Origin of the sequence: Pseudomonas sp. BIGb0164 (genome assembly GCF_024810135.1) — a bacterium.
In the GTDB taxonomy this organism is placed as follows: Bacteria; Pseudomonadota; Gammaproteobacteria; order Pseudomonadales; family Pseudomonadaceae; genus Aquipseudomonas.
The window spans coordinates 502,064-518,950 of the sequence record NZ_JANUEA010000001.1 but is presented as its reverse complement, the minus strand read 5'-3'; the positions used below and the strand labels follow the sequence as shown (position 1 = coordinate 518,950).

Below are 16,887 nucleotides of genomic sequence, written 5' to 3'. Positions count from 1 at the left end.
CCCGTGGCCTCAAGGGCCTCATCGCCGGCAAGCCGGCTCCTACAGCCAGGCGTTATTTGGGGCTCAGTACCACTGCTTGAAGCGGCGGATGTAGATCGTCTTCATCAGTTGGGCGACGCAGCAGTAGCTGAGCAAGGTGCCCACCAGCCAAGGGAAGTACGCCAGCGGCAGCGGCTGCAGGCCCACCAGAGTGCCCAGCGGCGAGAACGGTACGTAGATCCCCAATGCGATCACGATGCACGTCATCATCAGCACCGGCCAGGCGGCCGTGCTCTGGAAGAACGGGATCTTGCGGGTACGCAACATGTGCACCACCAGGGTTTGCGAAAGCAGGCCCTCGATGAACCAGCCGGACTGGAACAGGGTCTGCATTTCCACGCTGTTGGCGGAGAACACGTACCACATCAGCGCAAAGGTGGTGATGTCGAAGATCGACGAGGTCGGCCCGATCCAGATCATGAAGCGCCCGATGTTCTTGGCGTCCCACTTGCGTGGTTTGGCCAGGTATTCCTTGTCCATCTTGTCCCACGGCAGGGCCAGCTGGGAGATGTCGTACATCAGGTTCTGCAGCAGCAGGTGGATCGACAGCATCGGCAAAAACGGAATGAACGCACTGGCCACCAGCACCGAGAACACATTGCCGAAATTGGAGCTGGCGGTCATGTTCAGGTACTTCATGATGTTGCCGAAGGTTTCGCGACCCTTGAGCACCCCTTCTTCCAGCACCATCAGGCTTTTTTCCAGCAGGATGATGTCGGCCGACTCCTTGGCGATGTCCGTGCCGCTGTCCACCGAAATACCCACGTCAGCATCCCGCAGCGCCGGCGCATCGTTGATCCCATCACCGAGGAAGCCGACGGTGTGACCGTTGGCTTGCAGCGCCTTGAGCACGCGGGACTTCTGCAGCGGTGTCAGCTTGGCGAACACCGTGCGCTCTTCCACGCGCCGCAACAGGGTGGCGTCGTCCATCGCTTCGATTTCCACACCCAGCAGCGGCTGGCCTGGCTCGAGGCCGACCTGGCGGCAGATCTTGCTGGTGACCACGGCGTTGTCGCCGGTCAACACTTTTACGGCGACGCCGATTTGTTGCAGCGCGGCAATCGCCGGACCTGCGGTTTCCTTTGGCGGATCCAGGAAGGTCAGGAAACCCTGGATGACCAGGTTGCGCTCATCGGCCGTGGTGTACTGCTGACGGGCCAGGGATTTAGGGATATTGCGGGTCGCCACCACCAGCACGCGGAAACCGTCCTCGTTGTAGTCGTTGGCCAGGGCCAGCAACTCGTCACGACGGCGATCGTCCAGCGGCACGGCCTCACCGGCTTCCATCACGTGCGTGGAAATGCTCAGCATCTCTTCCACGGCACCCTTGCACACCAGCAATTGGTCGCCGGCGGCGTCCTTCACCACAATCGACAGGCGACGGCGCACGAAGTCGAACGGCAATTCATCGACCTTGCTGTAGGCGAACGGCACCTGGAACTTGGGGTTCTGCTCCGAGAACTGCACCACCGCCTGGTCCATCAGGTTTTTCATGCCGCTCTGGTGATAGCTGTTGAGCCATGCCAGGGACAGCACGCTGTCATCCCGTTGGCCATGGGCATTGACGTGGTGCTCCAGGATGATTTTGTCCTGGGTCAGGGTGCCGGTCTTGTCGGTGCACAGCACGTCCATGGAACCGAAGTTCTGGATCGCGTTGAGGCGCTTGACCACCACCTTGCGCTTGGCCATGGCCGTGGCGCCCTTGGCCAGGTTGGCGCTGACGATCATTGGCAGCATTTCGGGGGTGAGGCCGACGGCAACCGCCAGGGCAAACAGGAACGCATCGCCCCAGTCGCCTTTGGAGAAGCCGTTGAGCAGGAATACGATCGGCACCATCACCAGCATGAAGCGGATCAACAACCAGCTGACGCTGTTCACCCCGCGATCAAAGGCGGTTTGCACCCGCGAGCCCACAATCGCCTTGGCCAGGGAGCCGAAGTAAGTGCGCGGGCCGGTGGCGACGACCACGGCTTTGGCGCGGCCGCTGACCACGTTGGTGCCCATGAAGCAGATGTTTGGCAGATCAAGCAGGTTGCCTTGGTCGGCGGCCATGGTCGAGGCGGACTTCTGCGTCACATCACCGAGGGTGTCGTATTTCTCCACCGGCAAGGCTTCACCGGTCAGCACCGCCTGGCTGATAAACAGGTCGCGGGATTCGATCAGGCGGATGTCGGCAGGGATCATGTCGCCCGCTGACAGCTGCACGATGTCACCGGCCACCAGGTCGCGCATCGGCACTTCCCGCAGGGTCGGTGCGGAGCCTACTTGTTCGCGGCGCAGGACGGTGGCGGTGGTGCGCACCATGGCTTTGAGGGCTTCGGCGGACTTGGCCGAACGGTGTTCCTGCCAGAAGCGCAGCAGGCTGCTGAGCAGGACCATGGTCATGATGATCACGACTTTGGTGGGATCAGCCTCTTCGCCTTCCTGCATCGGCAGCCAGCAGTCGGTGACAAAGCTGATGCCGCCCAGGGTCAGCAACACATAGATGAAGGGGTTGTTCAGTGCCTGCAGGAACTGGACGATGGCGTGCGGCGGCTTGTCATGGGCCACCTCGTTGTAGCCCTCGCGTTGCAGGCGAGCAGAGGCGTCCAGTTCGGTCAGGCCATCCTGGGTGGCCCGCACGTTGGCGAGGGTGGCCGACAGGCCGTTCTGGGCTTCGCGGGCGGCACGCATCGACAGTTTGGTGCTGTCGTCGGTGCCATTTTTCTTGTGCAGAGGCGTGTTTTTTACGGCGCTCATTGTCTGTACTCCTGTCGCCAATTCTCGACAAAACATACCCGGTACTTACCTGAATACAGGCGAGCGAAAGCATGCCGAGCCGCGGACTTCGCGATCGGTTTAAATAAGAGTTTCGATAACTTCTACAGGGCCCGCTTAGTGCGCGTTAGTTATTCGGCGCGCAGCGGGCTACTACTGGATGTATTCATGAAAGAACTCCAGGTTATAGATAAGAAAGTTGCTGTTTCCAGCCGGTTTAAGCTGCGCGAGTGCTCATGTACAGATCGAGCATCAGGCTAGCTTGAACCAGTCTGGAAACGATCGGTCTCTGCGGGTCTTGAGGGTCGGCGTGATCCCAGTGCTGCAGCAGTTGGCCGCTGGCAGGGCAGATACGCCAGTGCGCCAGCGGAGGAGCCGGACGCACTTGGGGGGAGGGTGCAGCAAAGGTCGAGCGGGTAGGGGAAAAGCCTACGGGCTCGCGGCACAGCTTGGCGCGCAGGGCTGCGGCTAGCGTACGAATATCCGGCAAAACAATGAGTTGAAAGGTCATAACACACCTCGGGACCGGACGGGCGACCGGTGAGGCAGTTACGGTGGAGCATCAAGCTCTAGCGCAGCTTACCGGACCTGGAAGGCGAGTCCTGTCATATTCTGGGTTTGGCGCCCGAAGCCCGCAGAGGCGGTGCTCGGACAGCGACTAGATACTGTGTCCATTGGCTTCTTTTGTGAGGTTTAAAAAAGGCCCCAGTTGCGGGCACGGGCAATCTACTCAGACGATTACAAAATGTCAACGCATGATTAATTAAATTAACCCATGTTCAGAGTTCATTCAGACAAAGGGCACGGATAAGTTGCATGCCCGATAGAGTTATATACCCAGCGCGGCCAATATCGCCAAGTACAGTAATACCAACCCGCAGGCGCCATAACTGATGCGTTGCCACAGGGGCGACGCCGTGTTGCGCAATACATTCACCAACCCGGCAATCAAAAAACACGACAGCACCGACGCCAGCATGAAACCGGCAAAAAACATCAGCGTCTGCCCATGGCTGGGCGTGGCACCGACAATGCCGGACAACGCACTGCCGAGCGCGCCCCAATACACAATGTTCTTCGGGTTAGCGAGGGAGATAGCGGCACCCACCGCCAGCGCATTCTGCCCTGAGCGGGCGGGTGCGCTGTCGGCGGCGGGCAAGTGCCATGCGTCGATCAGGCTGCGCAGCCCCAGCCAGGCGAGGTACAGCGCGCACACCACGGTCAGTGGCACGCGCACCGCATCATGCTGGATCAGCAACGCGATGCCGGTCAGGCCAATCACCGCCCATACGGCGTCGCCTACCAGCGAGCCAATCTGCACCAGCAATGCCGGGGTAAAACCGTGGAGCAAGCCCCGGCGCAGCGTCTCTGCCAGCACCGCGCCGGGTGAGAGGCAAAACACAAAACCAAAGACCAATGCGTAGAAAAAGATCGTCAACATGCCTGCTTTCCTTCAAGGGATGGCGGGCAGTGTGAAGAGGGCGCGGGCGGCTGTATTGGACCAGATTGCACGGTTCAACGTTTGAGCACGGCTTGATAGCGCCCAGGCGTGATGCCGTAGGCGGCACGGAAATGCCGGTTGAGGTGGCTCTGGTCGGCAAAGCCCAGGTCATGGGCCACGTCGCTCGCGGCGGCGCCGTTGCGCAGCAGGCCTTTGGCGCGTCGAGTACGCAACTGCATCGCCCATTGCCGTGGGCTCAAGCCGGTTTCTTTTTGGAAAGCGCGCAGCAGGTGGAATTTGGATAAGCCGAGTTCATCGCCCAAGTGGTCCAGGGGCAGCGATTGATGCAACTGCTCGGCGAGCAACGCCTGGGCGCGGCGGATCAGGTTCTTACCGGGCGCCGTGCTGCCTGGTACACGCACACCGCTGACCGCGACCACTTCACCCAACAGCAGCACCAGGGCTTCTTCATTCAACTCACGAACCAGTGGGTCGCGGCTCAAGGCGCCTTGCACCGCTGAGGCAAGACGCTGCGCCAGTTGCGGTTGGAAACACAGCGAGCGATCGAACTCCAAGTGCACCAAGCCAAGATCGGCCGCCAGCTGATCTGCCGGGGCATACAGGCTGACAAATTGCCAAGGCGCGCCCTCGGCCGCGCCACCGCCCTGAATCTGTCCTGGGTTGTACAAGGTGATGGTGCCCGGGCCGGCCTCAAACTCACGACGGTCGAGCCAGACCTTTTCCTCGCCCACCATGTTCACGCCGATCACGCACTCATCGTGGCTGTGTCGCGCAAAGGACAGGCCGGTGCACGTGGTGCTGGTGACTTCGTAGTTGCCCAGCCAGGCGTGTTGCATGGCGCTCATCGTGTCGGCTCGAGGCAGAATGAACGCCGAGCATAACTAAATACTCAGGCGCAACGCGAGCGCAGCAAGGGTGATCAACAGCACTGGCAAGGTCAGCACTATCCCCACTTTAAAGTAGTAGCCCCAGGTAATGTTGATGCCCTTGCGCGCCAGGATATGCAGCCACAGCAGGGTGGCCAGGCTGCCGATCGGCGTAATCTTGGGCCCCAGGTCGCTGCCGATGACGTTGGCGTAGATCATGGCGTCCTTGACCACGCCTACCGCATGGCTGGCTTCGATGGACAGGGCGCCGATCAACACCGTCGGCAGGTTGTTCATCACCGAGGACAGCAGCGCCGTCAGCATCCCGGTGCCCAGCGCGGCACCCCACACGCCATAACCGGCGAAGTTGTCGAGCCAGGTGGCCAGGTAAGTCGTAAGGCCGGCATTGCGCAGGCCATAGACCACCAGGTACATGCCCAGGGAAAAGATCACGATCTGCCAAGGCGCTTCCTTGAGCACCTTGCGCGTGGAAATCTTGTGACCCTTGGCGGCGATCACCAACAGCAACACTGCACAGGCGGCCGAGATGGCGCTGATGGGAATGCCCAAGGGTTCCAACGCAAAACAGCCCACCAGCAGGATGCCCAGCACCCACCAGCCGGCACGAAACGTGGCGCGGTCATGGATCGCATTGGCGGGGTCATCCAGGTCCGCAGGGTCGTAGGTGGCGGGGATGTCACGGCGGAAGAACCACAGCAGCACCGCCAAGGTGGCGGCGACGCTGACGAGGTTCACCGGCACCATCACGGCGGCGTACTCGTTGAAGCCGATCTTGAAGTAGTCGGCCGAGACGATATTGACCAGGTTCGACACCACCAGCGGCAGGCTGGCGGTGTCGGCGATAAACCCTGCGCCCATGACGAACGCCAAGGTGGCGGCCGGCGAAAAACGCAGCGCCAGCAGCATCGACATCACGATAGGCGTGAGGATCAACGCCGCTCCGTCATTGGCAAACAACGCCGACACCAGCGCGCCCAGCAGCACCATGTAGGCAAACAGCCGCCGACCGCGCCCACGCCCCCAGCGCGCCACATGCAGGGCGGCCCAGGCAAAGAAGCCGGCTTCGTCGAGCAACAGGCTGATGACGATCAGCGCGACAAACGTACCGGTGGCATTCCAGATGATGTGCCACACCACCGGGATGTCCGCCAGGCTGATCACCCCGCAGGCCAAGGCCAGGATGGCGCCCATCGTCGCGCTCCACCCGACGCCCAATCCCTTGGGCTTCCAGATGACCAATACGATGGTGAGTAGAAAGATGCCAACGGCTACGAGCATTAAATGTCCCCGGGAAGGATGAAATCGCGTAAGGATTGACCTATGGCATGGCTTTTTAATTCAGCGACAAGTGCCTGAAATTAAAATGAAACACGACTGTCCTAAAGTGCCCGACCATTGGTGATAAAGGAAGTAACCGCGTGACCCGTGCCACTCGCAACCTGCGCAAGACCCTCGATTCCGTCGCGGACAATAACGAAACCGCGGCGTTTGACCTGATGCGCGCCGTCGAAAAACTCGGCGATGAGGTGCTGCGTCAGCGCCTGCTCAATACCATTCACAGGCTCAACCAGGACGCCTACGAGCTGCGCGAAGCCCGCGACGCGGTGGAGCAGGTGTCGGTCAAGCTCGCCTGAGCACGATCGTTCAAGACAAGCCCTTTTTGCACTGGCATGCTTGTCGACTGTTTGTCGATGAGCCGTTTCCATGCCTGCTGCCGTCCCTTTTAACGCCTTTGCTCGTGGCGCTATCGCCGTCATCCCGTTATCCCTGGCCTGCGCGCCGTGGGGACTGCTGGCCGGCTCCATGGCCATCGATGCGCAATTCAGCCCGCTCGAAGCCCAGGGGCTCTCCGCCATCGTGTTTGCCGGCGCCGCGCAATTGGTGGCCATCGGCATGGTCAAGAGTGGCGCCAGCCTGATTTCCATTGTGCTGACCACACTGCTGCTGACCTCCCAACATTTGCTCTACGGCATGCACATGCGCCCCACATTATCGGCGCTCAACACCCGCTGGCGCATGAGCCTGGGCTTTTTGCTGACCGATGAATTCTTTGCACTGGTCAACCACTATGACCGCGAGACCTTCAACCGCTGGTATGCACTGGGTGTAGGCCTGACGTTCTACATCGCCTGGAACCTCTTCACCCTGGCGGGCATTGTGCTCGGCAAAAGCATCCCAGGGCTTGATCAACTGGGGCTGGAGTTCTCGATTGCCGCGACGTTCATCGCCTTGATTACGCCGGTGGTGCGTGACGTGCCGACGGTGGTGTGCGTGGCCGTGTCGCTGCTGTTTTCAGTGTGGCTGAGTTACCTGCACTGGGAGTCGGCCGTGGTGGTGTCCGGGGTGTTGGGGATGAGCGCGGGCTATGCCTGCAAGCGGCTGGGAGTCGGGCAGCAATGATCTACTTCATGATCGTGGCCATGGGCCTGGTGGTATTTTTCAACCGTTACCTGTTTATCGAGCCGCGCCTGCCGGTGCGCCTCAACCGTGGCGCGCGGGAGTTTCTCGGGTTCGCCGTGCCGGGCATGCTGACGGCGATTTGCGGGCCGATCATTTTCCTGGCCGACCATAAGCTCAATCTGAGCCCGGCCAATCCTTACCTGCTGGCGGGCATCAGTGCCGTGGCGCTGATGTTCTGGACGCGCAGCGTGCTGATTACGGTGTTGCTGAGCATGGCGTTGTTCTACCTGTTTCGCTGGTGGCTCTGAACCGCAGGCGAAAAAAAGCCCGCGGGAGAGCGGGCAGAAGGGAGACTTCTTAAAAATGAGCCTGCCGACTATAGGCGGGCCCTTGTCTGTTCACAGTGAAACTAAATTCATGGGGCTGTCAGCGAAGCAGCCCCCGCAGGAGCTTAATGGTAGAGTCGCGTTTTTTTCCAAGGAAGCGATGGCATGCACAAGCTGGTGATTGGCGCGTTGGTGGTGGCAGCACTGTCCGGTTGCGCGGGCTCGAAGATGAAGGACGCGCGGGCTGGCACGCCCTACAAGACTCTGGCGTCGGACAAGGCCCCTCTGGTGGTTGCCCAATGCGTGCAGTTCGGTTGGCAGGATGAAACGGTGTTCGGCGTCGACGCCGGCGGGTTCAAGGAGCCAATAGAGGCGGGTGGTTTTACCGTCTACACCACCGGTGGCGATTATTTCGTCGACGTGCGCAGCGCCGGTGCCGGCTCCACGGTCAATTACTTTGCAGCCGAGACCAGCATGGTCGCCCAACGTCGCTTGGCGGCCCTCGCAACTTGCCTGTAATCCTTTGCCTTAGTCATATTCGGAAAAACCCGGCGGGACAGCCGCCGGACATTGGCCTATCATTCTCCCGCTCGCTCGACGTGATGGCTCTTTACCAGTACACGGACGTCGAGGCCGAAACGTCGGGCGGGCCTCCTCCTTATTCCCTTTGTTCCAGACGCCACCCCTCGGCGTGCCACGCCAACACGTGGGTCGGCTTGATCGCCTGCATGAACGCTTCATCGTGGGAAACCACCAGCATCGCCCCGCAAAATCCCTGCAATGCCTGTTCAAAAGCCCGCACCGATTCCAGGTCCAGGTGGTTGGTGGGTTCGTCAAGCAACAACAGCTGCGCAGGCACTTCACGCCACAAGGCAATGGCCATGGCTGCCTTCAAGCGCTCGCCGCCGCTCAATTGGCTGCACGGTTGGGTCACACGCGTGGCATCCAGTTGCAGCAAGGCCAGGCGTGTGCGCAGTTCGCCCTCAGCCAAGGGCGTGTCGAGCAGGTTGAGTTGCTCAAGGACACTGCGCTGATCGTCCAATAGCGCCAGGTGCTGATCGATATACGCACTTGAAACCTGCACGGCACATTCGCCACTGACAGCCTGCCAATGGCCCGCGAGCACTTTGAGCAGCGTGGACTTGCCACACCCGTTCGGCCCCTGGATGGCAACGCGTACTGGCCCGGCGACGTTAAGCGTGACGTAGCTCGCAGGCGACTGCGGATTCAGCCACGGCAGTTGCGCGTTCTCCAGGGTCAGTACGCTACGGCCGTTGGGCAGTGCCGAGCCGGGCAGGGCCAACAGCGTAGGCGTTTCATCGATCACCCGTCCATAGGCCTGGCGCACCTGTGCATCGAGCTGGTTTTTGTGAGCGTGATGGGCGCTGCGCACGGTGCTGACAATTTCCGTGGCGGCACCTTTCCAGCGAGCCTTGGTAAACCGGTCGACGTTGGCGGTCTCCGCATGTTTGCGTGAACGCGCGGCATTGCGTTGCAGGCTGTCGTGGTCTTTTTGCAGGCGCCGCCGTTCGCGACTGCGCTCCAGGCGGGCATGCTCCAGGGCGGCGACAGCCGCGTGTTGTTCGGTATCGCGCTGCAGGCGATAGGCATCGTAGTTGCCGCCAAACACCCGGGCGCCGAGGGGCGACAGTTCAATGATGCGTTGCAGGGTGTTCAGCAGTTGCCGGTCATGGCTGACCACCACCAATCCGCCGCGCCACGCCTGTAGCAGCCTTAGCAACCAGGTGCGCCCGGCGCTGTCGAGGTGGTTGGTGGGTTCATCCAGGATCAGCAGTTGCGGCGCGGCCAGCATTGCCCCGATCACCGCGACCCTGGCCAATTGGCCGCCGCTGAGTTGGTCGGCGGGTGTGTCGGCGTTCAGTTGTGTCAGGCCCGCCGCATCCAGCGCTGCGCGCAGGCGATCGGCAAGGTCCCAGCGGTCGTCGATCAGGTCCAGGTCAGCGGCCTGCGCTTGACCGCATGCCATGCGCTCAAGGGCCGCCAGCGTCGTGGCGGTCCCGGTGATGTCCGCGATGCGTTCGCCGGGTTGAACGGCCAGCGTCTGGGCCACATAGGCCACCGTCGCCGTGCCCTCTACCGTGCCCGAGGAGGGCGCCAGGCGGCGGGCTATCAACTGGGCCAGGATACTTTTACCCAGGCCATTACGGCCGACAATGCCGGTGGGTGTGTGATCGATTGACAGGTCAAGGTCTTCCAGCAAGGTCTCGCCATTGGCGAACTGGAAGCACACGTGGTGCAGGGAAACGAGAGCGGGCAGCCGTTTGACGTGAGTCATCAGCACCTCCAAAAAAATGTCCAACAGGCCAACAAGCGCGCCGTGCGACTTGTCGCAGATACATTTTGGAAGGCTTAGTTGTTCACGTTTGCGGTCGTCCCGTGAGTCAGAAGGGAAGCAGAGGCTAACCCAGCTTGGCGCGCTTGGGCAAGTCGGCGGCCAGCTGCTCAAGGAACATCGCCAGAGCGACTTCCTCAGCTTTCAAACCCTTGCGCACCCGAGGCTTGGGCAGCCTGGACAATTCACCCAGGCTGAAATGCTCCAGCACGGCCGGATGGATGTAGCACTTGCGGCACACCGCAGGGGTATTGCCCAGTTGCTTGGCGACGGCCTTGACCGTGGTGACCACATGCCGTTTGGCGTCCGATTCGGGCTGCCATTCCAGTTCGCGCAGCACCGCCAGTGCGAGCGCGGTACCGGCCCAGGTGCGGTAGTCCTTGGCGGTGAAGTCTGCGCCCGTGAGCGTATGAAGGTAGGCGTTGACGTCGTGGGAACTGACGGTATGGCGCTCGCCCTGTTCATCCAGGTATTGAAAGAGGTTCTGCCCCGGCAGCTCCAGGCAGCGTTTGACCACGGTGGCCAAGCGGCGGTCTTTAACGCTGACCTGATGTTCAACGCCGCTCTTGCCGCGAAACTGGAACAGAATCTCGCTGCCCTTGATGTCCACATGACGGTTGCGCAGGGTGGTCAGCCCATAGGATTTGTTGTCGCGGGCGTATTGGGTATTGCCGACGCGGATCAACGTGGCGTCGAGCAGCATCACCACCGTGGCCAGGACTTTCTCGCGGGTGAAACCAGGCTCGGCGATCTGTGCTTCCAATTGCTTGCGCAGCTTGGGCAGGGCTTCTCCGAACGCCTGCAAGCGCGCGTACTTGTCACTGTCGCGTACTTCGCGCCAGCGCGCATGGTAACGGTACTGTTTGCGGCCCCGGGCGTCACGGCCGGTGGCTTGCAGGTGGCCGCGCGGGTCGGCGCAGATCCACACATCGGTATAGGCCGGCGGCACCGCCAGCGCATTGAGGCGCTGGATTTCGTCCGCGTCAGTAATACGCGTGCCTTTGGCATCGAAGTACTGGAACTTGCCGCGCAAGGTTTTGCGACGGATACCCGGCTGGGTGTCGTCGACGTAATGCAGGTCGCGGGGCAGGTCGGCAAGCAATGCAGAGTCGGGCATGGTGCAACTTCCTTGGCAACGGATCAGGCCGGTATGTCTGATGGACCGCACGGGTGTGCGGTCGTGCCAAAAAGCTTTGCTAGGCCAGTACCGCCACCGCCTTGATCTGTGCCCACAGCACCTGGCCGGCGTGTAGCTGCAACTGGTCGCGGGAGAAGCGGGTGATGCGCGCCAGCAACGGCGTGCCACCTGCCTCCAGGCGCACCAGCACATGGGCGTTGTTGTCGGCGGTGATGTCCTGGGTGACCGTCACCGGCAAGCGGTTGAGAATGCTGCTGTGCTCTTCGGCCTGCAGGCTGAGGCTCACATCCCGGGCCTGGACCTTGACCCGCAGTTGCTTGCCCAGCGCCAACGGCGCGTGGGCCACGCGTATCTGCAGGGCGCTGTCGGGCAGTTGCAGGGTGAGCAATTGATAATCGGCGTCATAGGCGCAGACGGTGCCGTTGACCACCACGCCGGCGTCGTCGCCCAGGGCCATGGGCAGGTCGAGCCGTGCCAGGGTTTCGCCGATCGGCCCGCTGGCCAGGGCCTTGCCGTCGCTGAGCAACACGATGTGGTCGGCCAGCCGCGCCACTTCGTCCTGGGCATGGCTGACATACAGCACCGGGATGTCCAGTTCATCATGCAGGCGTTCAAGGTACGGCAGGATCTCGCCCTTGCGCTTGCTGTCCAGGGCGGCCAGTGGCTCATCCATCAACAGCAGTTTTGGGCTGGTGAGCAACGCACGGGCGATGCCGATGCGCTGGCGCTCGCCACCGGACAAGTGCTGCGGGTGACGATCCAGCAGGTGGCCGATCCCCAGCAATTCGGTGGCTTGGGCCATGTCCACCCGGCGTTGCTCGGGTTTGATGCGCTTGAGGCCGAACTCCAGGTTGGCCCGCACCGACAGGTGCGGAAACAGGCTTGCCTCCTGGAACACATACCCCAGGGCGCGCTTGTGCGGTGGCACGAACAGGCCGCTGCGGCTGTCTTGCCAGATTTCGTCGTTGATCTGGATAAAGCCGTCTTCGGCGCGCTCCAGCCCGGCGATGCAGCGCAGGCAGGTGGTCTTGCCGGAACCCGAGTGACCGTACAACGCGGTCACGCCACGGCCGGGCAGGTGCAGGTCCACGTCCAGCGAAAAGCCTGTGTAGTTCAAGTTGAGGCGTACATCGATCATCGCGGTCAGCTCCAGCCCATCTTGGATTTACGGCTGGAATACAACGCCAGCAACACGAGGAACGCGAACACCACCATGGAGCCGGCCAGCCAGTGGGCCTGGGCATATTCCATGGCCTCGACATGGTCGTAGATCTGCACCGAGACCACGCGGGTCTTGTCGGGAATGTTGCCGCCGATCATCAGCACCACGCCAAATTCACCGACGGTGTGGGCAAAGCCGAGAATCGACGCGGTGATGAAGCCGGGACGGGCCAGGGGCAGGATCACCGTGAAAAACGTGTCCCACGGGTTGGCGCGCAAGGTCGCGGCCACTTCCAGGGGGCGCGTGCCGATGGCGGAGAAGGCGTTTTGCAACGGCTGCACCACAAACGGCATGGAATAGATCACCGAGCCAATCACCAGCCCGGCAAAGCTGAAGGTCAGGGTGCCCAGGCCCAGCCATTGGGTGAGCTGGCCGAAGTAGCCGTTGGGCCCCATGGTCAACAGCAGGTAAAAGCCGATCACCGTGGGCGGCAGCACCAGCGGCAAGGCGACGACGGCCCCGATGGGGCCGCGCCACCAGGAGCGGGTGCGCGACAGCCACAGGGCAATCGGAGTGCCGATGACCAGCAGGATCACGGTGGTCAGTGACGCCAGTTTGATGGTCAGCCAGATAGCGGAAAAATCGGCACTCGACAGGGGCATTTACAGCTCGTAACCGTAGGATTTGATAACCGCGGCGGCTTTTGGCCCCTTGAGGTATTCAACCAGTGCCTTGGCAGCGGCGCTGTCTTTGCCCTTGTTGAGGATCACCGCGTCTTGTTTGATCGGGTCGTGCATCGAAGCAGGCACGATCCAGGCCGAGCCGCTGGTGACTTTGCCGTCTTTATAGATCTGCGACAAGGCCACGAAGCCCAACTCGGCATTGCCAGTGGAGACGAACTGATAGGCCTGGGTGATGTTCTGGCCTTCGACGATCTTGTCCTTGACCTTCTCGGTCAGGCCTTCTTTGGCCAGCACTTGGGTGGCGGCCAGGCCGTACGGCGCGGCTTTCGGGTTGGCGATGGAGAGGTGCTTGAATTCGTTCTTCTTCAGCACGTCGCCTTTGGCATCCACGTAGCCTTCTTTGGCCGACCACAGGGCCAAGGTGCCGACGGCGTAGGTGAAGCGCGAGCCTTTGACGCTGTCGCCTTCGGCTTCGAGTTTCTGCGGGGTGGTGTCGTCGGCGCTGAGGAACACTTCGAACGGCGCACCGTTCTTGATCTGGGTGTAGAACTGCCCGGTGGCTCCGTACGCGGCGACCAGCTTGTGGCCGGTGTCTTTTTCAAAGTCGGCGGCGATGGCCTGGATCGGTGCGGTGAAGTTGGCGGCCACGGCCACCTGTACTTCATCGGCCTGGGCCGAACCGAACGCGAAGGCGGCAATCAAGGTCGCCAGGGCCGTGGGGGCCAGGCGTGAGGCGCGAATCATCATGAAGCAGCTCCTTAGGGTTGTACGGCTTGTTATAGGTAGAAGGCTTAACCGCTATGTATGGGAATATATAGCGGTTGGCCATTGCCGGTACAGTGCAAAGTTGCCCCACGTGTCAGATCTAGTTGAGCTTGGCCAACGCCTGCTCGGCCAACTGACGTGTCAGGTCATACGTTGAAATATCCTTGCCCAGGCGCAGCGCCTGGCCCGACCACAGGTTGCTGAAGCCCGCTTCATCCTTGGCCTTGAGTGGCATCAGGGCGCCACCGGACGTGGGGAAGGCCGGCGCTGCCGGGTTGATCGCGCCCAGTTCACGCATCACCCGATTGACGATGCCCCGTGCCGGGCGGCCGGTGAACAGGTTGGTCAGCGCGGTTTCGCTGGCCTGGGCGTGGCGCAGCGCGTAGTGATGGGACGCGGTGACATTGGCCTCGGGGGTAAACAGGTACGCGGTGCCGATCTGCACCGCCGACGCGCCCAGGGCGAAGGCCGCGACGATACCGCGTGCATCACCGATACCGCCGGCAGCAATCACCGGCACGGCGACGGCGTCGACTATTTGCGGCAACAGGGCGAACAAACCGATCTGGGTATTGAGGTCGTCACTCAGGAACAGGCCGCGATGGCCACCGGCTTCAAGGCCCATGGCGATGATTGCGTCGCAGCCATGTTGCTCCAGCCAGATCGCTTCTTCTACGGTGGTCGCCGACGACAGCACCTTGGCGCCGGTGGCTTTTACCCGGTCCAGCAAGGCTTTTTCCGGCAGGCCGAAGTGAAAGCTCACGACCTCGGGACGAAATTGTTCCACCACCTGGCAAGCAGCCTCGTTGAACGGCGCGCGGTTGGACACTGGGGTTGGCGCGTCAAAATCGACGCCCAATTCGCGGTAGTAGGGTTCCAGCAATGCCTTCCAGCGTCGGTCACGGGCCTCGTCGGGCGCCGGTGGCTGGTGGCAGAAGAAATTCACGTTGATGGGCCGCGTGCTGGCCTGGCGGATGGTGGCCAACGCCTCGCGCAATTGCTCGATGCTCAAGGCTGCGGCGGGCAGTGAACCCAGTGCGCCGGCGTTGTTCGCAGCAATGACCATGTCGGTGGTCGTGCCCACGGCCATGGGGGCCTGGATGATGGGCAGGTCGATGCCCAGCAGGTCAAGAATGCGCGTGTCTGGCCAGGTGCTCATGGGTTGCGTCTCCAGCGTGAGTAAGACTTTTAGCTGTTTTAGCAGGGCCCCTGGCACCCGGCCAGTCTGTTTTATTCACTGGACGAGTACGGCGTTTCGTGCAGTGCCATCAGTCGATGGCATGCCCCAGTACGGCATGGATGCGCTGGGCGATGTGGGCCGCATGGGTTTCCAGGGCAAAGTGGCCAGTGTCCAGTAACTCGACCACGGCGTTGGCGTTGTCACCCGCGTAGGCGTGGGCGCCCGGTGGAATGAAGAAGGGGTCGTTCTGGCCCCAGATCACCAGCGTCGGTACCTGGCTGGCCTTGAAGAACGCTTGGAACGCCGGGTACAGCGTGAGGTTGTTGCGGTAGTCGAGGAACAGGTCGAGCTGGATCTCATCGTTGCCCGGGCGCTGCATCAACAGCACATCCAGCATGTACGACTCCGGCGCGACCAGCTCGGGCTGGCTGACGCCGTGCAGGTACTGATAGCGCGTGCCTTCGAGGCTGATCACCGCATGGCGGATCACTTCGCGATTGGCCTGGGTCGGCTCGGCCCAATATCGGCGGATCGGCGCCCAGGCATCCCCCAGGCCTTCGAGGTAGGCGTTGCCGTTTTGCGAGACCAGCGCACTGACCCGCTGCGGATGCGCCACGGCCAACCGCAGCCCGACCGGAGCGCCGTAGTCGAAGACGTACAAGGCGTAACGGCTCAATTCAAGCGCATCGACAAAGTGCCCGACGGTCACGGCCAGGTTGTCGAAGCTGTAGTGGTAGTCGCGGTCGGCAGGCACCTCGGTGAAGCCAAAACCTGGCAAATCCGGCGCGATCACGCGGTAGCGGTTGGCGAGCAGGGGAATCAGGTCACGGTACATGTGGGACGAACTGGGAAAACCGTGCAGCAGCAACATGACCGGGGCCGCTGGGTCGCCGGCTTCACGGTAGAACATGCGCACGCCATCGACATCGACGTGCTGGTAGCGAATCACAGGGGCTTGGGTAGACATGATGAAGGCGCCTTTTGTAACTTGATAAAGTGTGTTTACGGGTTAGCTGTTTTTAAAGCTGCGCTCAAACATGTAACCTGTCAACGTAATTATTCAGGTTAGATTTTCGTCGCTTGTAACTACCCATCCTGCTGGTTAGCGGTTACTATCGTGTGATGCTCAAGAGGATCCCCCATGGCAATCACCGTCCCCCCAGCTGTCCCTGACGAGCCCTATGTCCTGGCCGATGATCCGGTGCTGGACATGCTCAACACCCTGGCCAACATCGACGGCGTGCCGTGGGATTTCTGGCAGACCGATGCCGACGTGGAGCGTTGGTTGGTGCGCTTGCAATGGGTCGAGGAGGGCAGTGCTCCCAAGTTTGAAGCCGGCACCTTGCTCAGCGCGGCGCGGCAACTGCGCGAAGTGATTCGTGAGTTGGTCAAGCAACGCAAAAACGACCAGCCTGGCAACCCGGCCGCCCTCAACAGCTTCCTGCGCAAGGCGGTCAGCCATCCGCAACTGGTGTGGCCGGCGTCGGGGGGGCCGCAGCTGGAACGCCAGCGCAAACGGCAGACGGCCGAACAATTTCTGTCGCCGATTGCCGAGGCAGCCGCTAATTTATTGGTGGCGGGCGATTTCACCCTGATTCGCCGCTGTGAACACCCGGAATGCATCCTGTGGTTTTATGACCGGACCAAGGCCCACAAACGCCGCTGGTGCAGCATGGCGTTGTGCGGCAACCGGCATAAGGTCGCCGAATTCCGCAAACGAAAACTCAAGCTTTAA

The 16,887-nt window shown here is 61.6% G+C and carries 17 protein-coding genes; 5 read left to right on the top strand and 12 right to left on the bottom strand.

The features are described 5' to 3' along the window. Window positions 1-63 precede the first annotated feature (63 nt). The 5 genes from mgtA to M2394_RS02140 all read right to left on the bottom strand — a co-directional run bounded on the left by mgtA (window position 64) and on the right by M2394_RS02140 (window position 6,423). Window positions 64-2,778: a magnesium-translocating P-type ATPase gene (gene mgtA, locus M2394_RS02160; protein WP_178920711.1), complete on the bottom strand. Its 2,715-nt coding sequence runs from the start codon at window positions 2,776-2,778 to the stop codon at window positions 64-66. A gap of 235 nt (window positions 2,779-3,013) precedes the next feature. Beyond that, complete coding sequence (locus M2394_RS02155) at window positions 3,014-3,307, bottom strand: hypothetical protein (protein WP_178920713.1); 294 nt, start codon at window positions 3,305-3,307, stop codon at window positions 3,014-3,016. Between the two features lie 318 nt (window positions 3,308-3,625). Then, a complete protein-coding gene (locus M2394_RS02150) occupies window positions 3,626-4,237 on the bottom strand; it encodes a LysE family transporter (protein WP_178920715.1) in 612 nt (203 codons plus the stop codon). Window positions 4,238-4,311: 74 nt separating this feature from the next. After that, window positions 4,312-5,103, bottom strand: coding sequence for an AraC family transcriptional regulator (locus M2394_RS02145; RefSeq protein WP_178920717.1), 792 nt, complete (start codon window positions 5,101-5,103; stop codon window positions 4,312-4,314). Window positions 5,104-5,139: 36 nt separating this feature from the next. After that, window positions 5,140-6,423, bottom strand: a complete 1,284-nt coding sequence (locus M2394_RS02140; protein ID WP_259171451.1) for an arsenic transporter — start codon at window positions 6,421-6,423, stop codon at window positions 5,140-5,142. A gap of 140 nt (window positions 6,424-6,563) precedes the next feature. Between M2394_RS02140 and M2394_RS02135 the strand changes: the two genes are divergently transcribed. The 4 genes from M2394_RS02135 (at window position 6,564) to M2394_RS02120 (ending at window position 8,390) form a co-directional block, all read left to right on the top strand. Further along, window positions 6,564-6,779: a hypothetical protein gene (locus tag M2394_RS02135; RefSeq protein ID WP_016969776.1), complete on the top strand. Its 216-nt coding sequence runs from the start codon at window positions 6,564-6,566 to the stop codon at window positions 6,777-6,779. 70 nt (window positions 6,780-6,849) lie between these two features. Then, complete coding sequence (locus M2394_RS02130; protein ID WP_178920721.1) at window positions 6,850-7,545, top strand: AzlC family ABC transporter permease; 696 nt, start codon at window positions 6,850-6,852, stop codon at window positions 7,543-7,545. After that, entirely contained in the window at window positions 7,542-7,853 is a 312-nt protein-coding gene (locus M2394_RS02125) for an AzlD domain-containing protein (protein WP_178920723.1), read from the top strand. Before M2394_RS02130 ends, M2394_RS02125 begins: the two co-directional genes overlap by 4 nt. A 183-nt stretch (window positions 7,854-8,036) precedes the next feature. After that, window positions 8,037-8,390, top strand: a complete 354-nt coding sequence (locus M2394_RS02120) for a hypothetical protein (protein ID WP_176996009.1) — start codon at window positions 8,037-8,039, stop codon at window positions 8,388-8,390. A 139-nt stretch (window positions 8,391-8,529) separates the two neighbouring features. Here the strand turns inward: M2394_RS02120 and M2394_RS02115 are convergent, their stop codons facing one another. The 7 genes from M2394_RS02115 to M2394_RS02085 form a co-directional block, all read right to left on the bottom strand. Then, window positions 8,530-10,167 (bottom strand): ABC-F family ATP-binding cassette domain-containing protein, encoded by a 1,638-nt coding sequence (locus M2394_RS02115; protein ID WP_259171450.1) that lies wholly within the window; start codon window positions 10,165-10,167, stop codon window positions 8,530-8,532. A gap of 124 nt (window positions 10,168-10,291) precedes the next feature. Continuing rightward, window positions 10,292-11,341 carry a DNA topoisomerase IB gene (locus M2394_RS02110; protein WP_259171449.1) on the bottom strand — a complete coding sequence of 350 codons (1,050 nt, stop codon included), beginning with the start codon at window positions 11,339-11,341 and terminating at the stop codon, window positions 10,292-10,294. 79 nt (window positions 11,342-11,420) lie between these two features. Further along, window positions 11,421-12,500 carry a molybdenum ABC transporter ATP-binding protein gene (gene modC, locus M2394_RS02105; protein ID WP_259171448.1) on the bottom strand — a complete coding sequence of 360 codons (1,080 nt, stop codon included), beginning with the start codon at window positions 12,498-12,500 and terminating at the stop codon, window positions 11,421-11,423. 5 nt (window positions 12,501-12,505) lie between these two features. Continuing rightward, window positions 12,506-13,186 (bottom strand): molybdate ABC transporter permease subunit, encoded by a 681-nt coding sequence (gene modB, locus M2394_RS02100; RefSeq protein ID WP_259171447.1) that lies wholly within the window; start codon window positions 13,184-13,186, stop codon window positions 12,506-12,508. Continuing rightward, entirely contained in the window at window positions 13,187-13,954 is a 768-nt protein-coding gene (gene modA / locus M2394_RS02095) for a molybdate ABC transporter substrate-binding protein (RefSeq protein WP_178920732.1), read from the bottom strand. Between the two features lie 118 nt (window positions 13,955-14,072). After that, window positions 14,073-15,131: a nitronate monooxygenase family protein gene (locus tag M2394_RS02090; protein WP_259171446.1), complete on the bottom strand. Its 1,059-nt coding sequence runs from the start codon at window positions 15,129-15,131 to the stop codon at window positions 14,073-14,075. A gap of 109 nt (window positions 15,132-15,240) precedes the next feature. After that, entirely contained in the window at window positions 15,241-16,119 is an 879-nt protein-coding gene (locus M2394_RS02085) for an alpha/beta fold hydrolase (protein ID WP_259171445.1), read from the bottom strand. Between the two features lie 174 nt (window positions 16,120-16,293). Between M2394_RS02085 and M2394_RS02080 the strand changes: the two genes are divergently transcribed. Further along, complete coding sequence (locus M2394_RS02080; protein WP_178920738.1) at window positions 16,294-16,887, top strand: ABATE domain-containing protein; 594 nt, start codon at window positions 16,294-16,296, stop codon at window positions 16,885-16,887.

Bases quoted from the DNA above. Each gene is read 5' to 3' on its own strand.
- mgtA (WP_178920711.1), bottom strand. From the start codon at position 2,778: ATGAGCGCCGTAAAAAACACGCCTCTGCACAAGAAAAATGGCACCGAC.
- M2394_RS02155 (WP_178920713.1), bottom strand. From the start codon at position 3,307: ATGACCTTTCAACTCATTGTTTTGCCGGATATTCGTACGCTAGCCGCA.
- M2394_RS02150 (WP_178920715.1), bottom strand. From the start codon at position 4,237: ATGTTGACGATCTTTTTCTACGCATTGGTCTTTGGTTTTGTGTTTTGC.
- M2394_RS02145 (WP_178920717.1), bottom strand. From the start codon at position 5,103: ATGAGCGCCATGCAACACGCCTGGCTGGGCAACTACGAAGTCACCAGC.
- M2394_RS02140 (WP_259171451.1), bottom strand. From the start codon at position 6,423: ATGCTCGTAGCCGTTGGCATCTTTCTACTCACCATCGTATTGGTCATC.
- M2394_RS02130 (WP_178920721.1), top strand. From the start codon at position 6,850: ATGCCTGCTGCCGTCCCTTTTAACGCCTTTGCTCGTGGCGCTATCGCC.
- M2394_RS02125 (WP_178920723.1), top strand. From the start codon at position 7,542: ATGATCTACTTCATGATCGTGGCCATGGGCCTGGTGGTATTTTTCAAC.
- M2394_RS02120 (WP_176996009.1), top strand. From the start codon at position 8,037: ATGCACAAGCTGGTGATTGGCGCGTTGGTGGTGGCAGCACTGTCCGGT.
- M2394_RS02115 (WP_259171450.1), bottom strand. From the start codon at position 10,167: ATGACTCACGTCAAACGGCTGCCCGCTCTCGTTTCCCTGCACCACGTG.
- M2394_RS02110 (WP_259171449.1), bottom strand. From the start codon at position 11,341: ATGCCCGACTCTGCATTGCTTGCCGACCTGCCCCGCGACCTGCATTAC.
- modC (WP_259171448.1), bottom strand. From the start codon at position 12,500: ATGATCGATGTACGCCTCAACTTGAACTACACAGGCTTTTCGCTGGAC.
- modB (WP_259171447.1), bottom strand. From the start codon at position 13,186: ATGCCCCTGTCGAGTGCCGATTTTTCCGCTATCTGGCTGACCATCAAA.
- modA (WP_178920732.1), bottom strand. From the start codon at position 13,954: ATGATGATTCGCGCCTCACGCCTGGCCCCCACGGCCCTGGCGACCTTG.
- M2394_RS02090 (WP_259171446.1), bottom strand. From the start codon at position 15,131: ATGAGCACCTGGCCAGACACGCGCATTCTTGACCTGCTGGGCATCGAC.
- M2394_RS02085 (WP_259171445.1), bottom strand. From the start codon at position 16,119: ATGTCTACCCAAGCCCCTGTGATTCGCTACCAGCACGTCGATGTCGAT.
- M2394_RS02080 (WP_178920738.1), top strand. From the start codon at position 16,294: ATGGCAATCACCGTCCCCCCAGCTGTCCCTGACGAGCCCTATGTCCTG.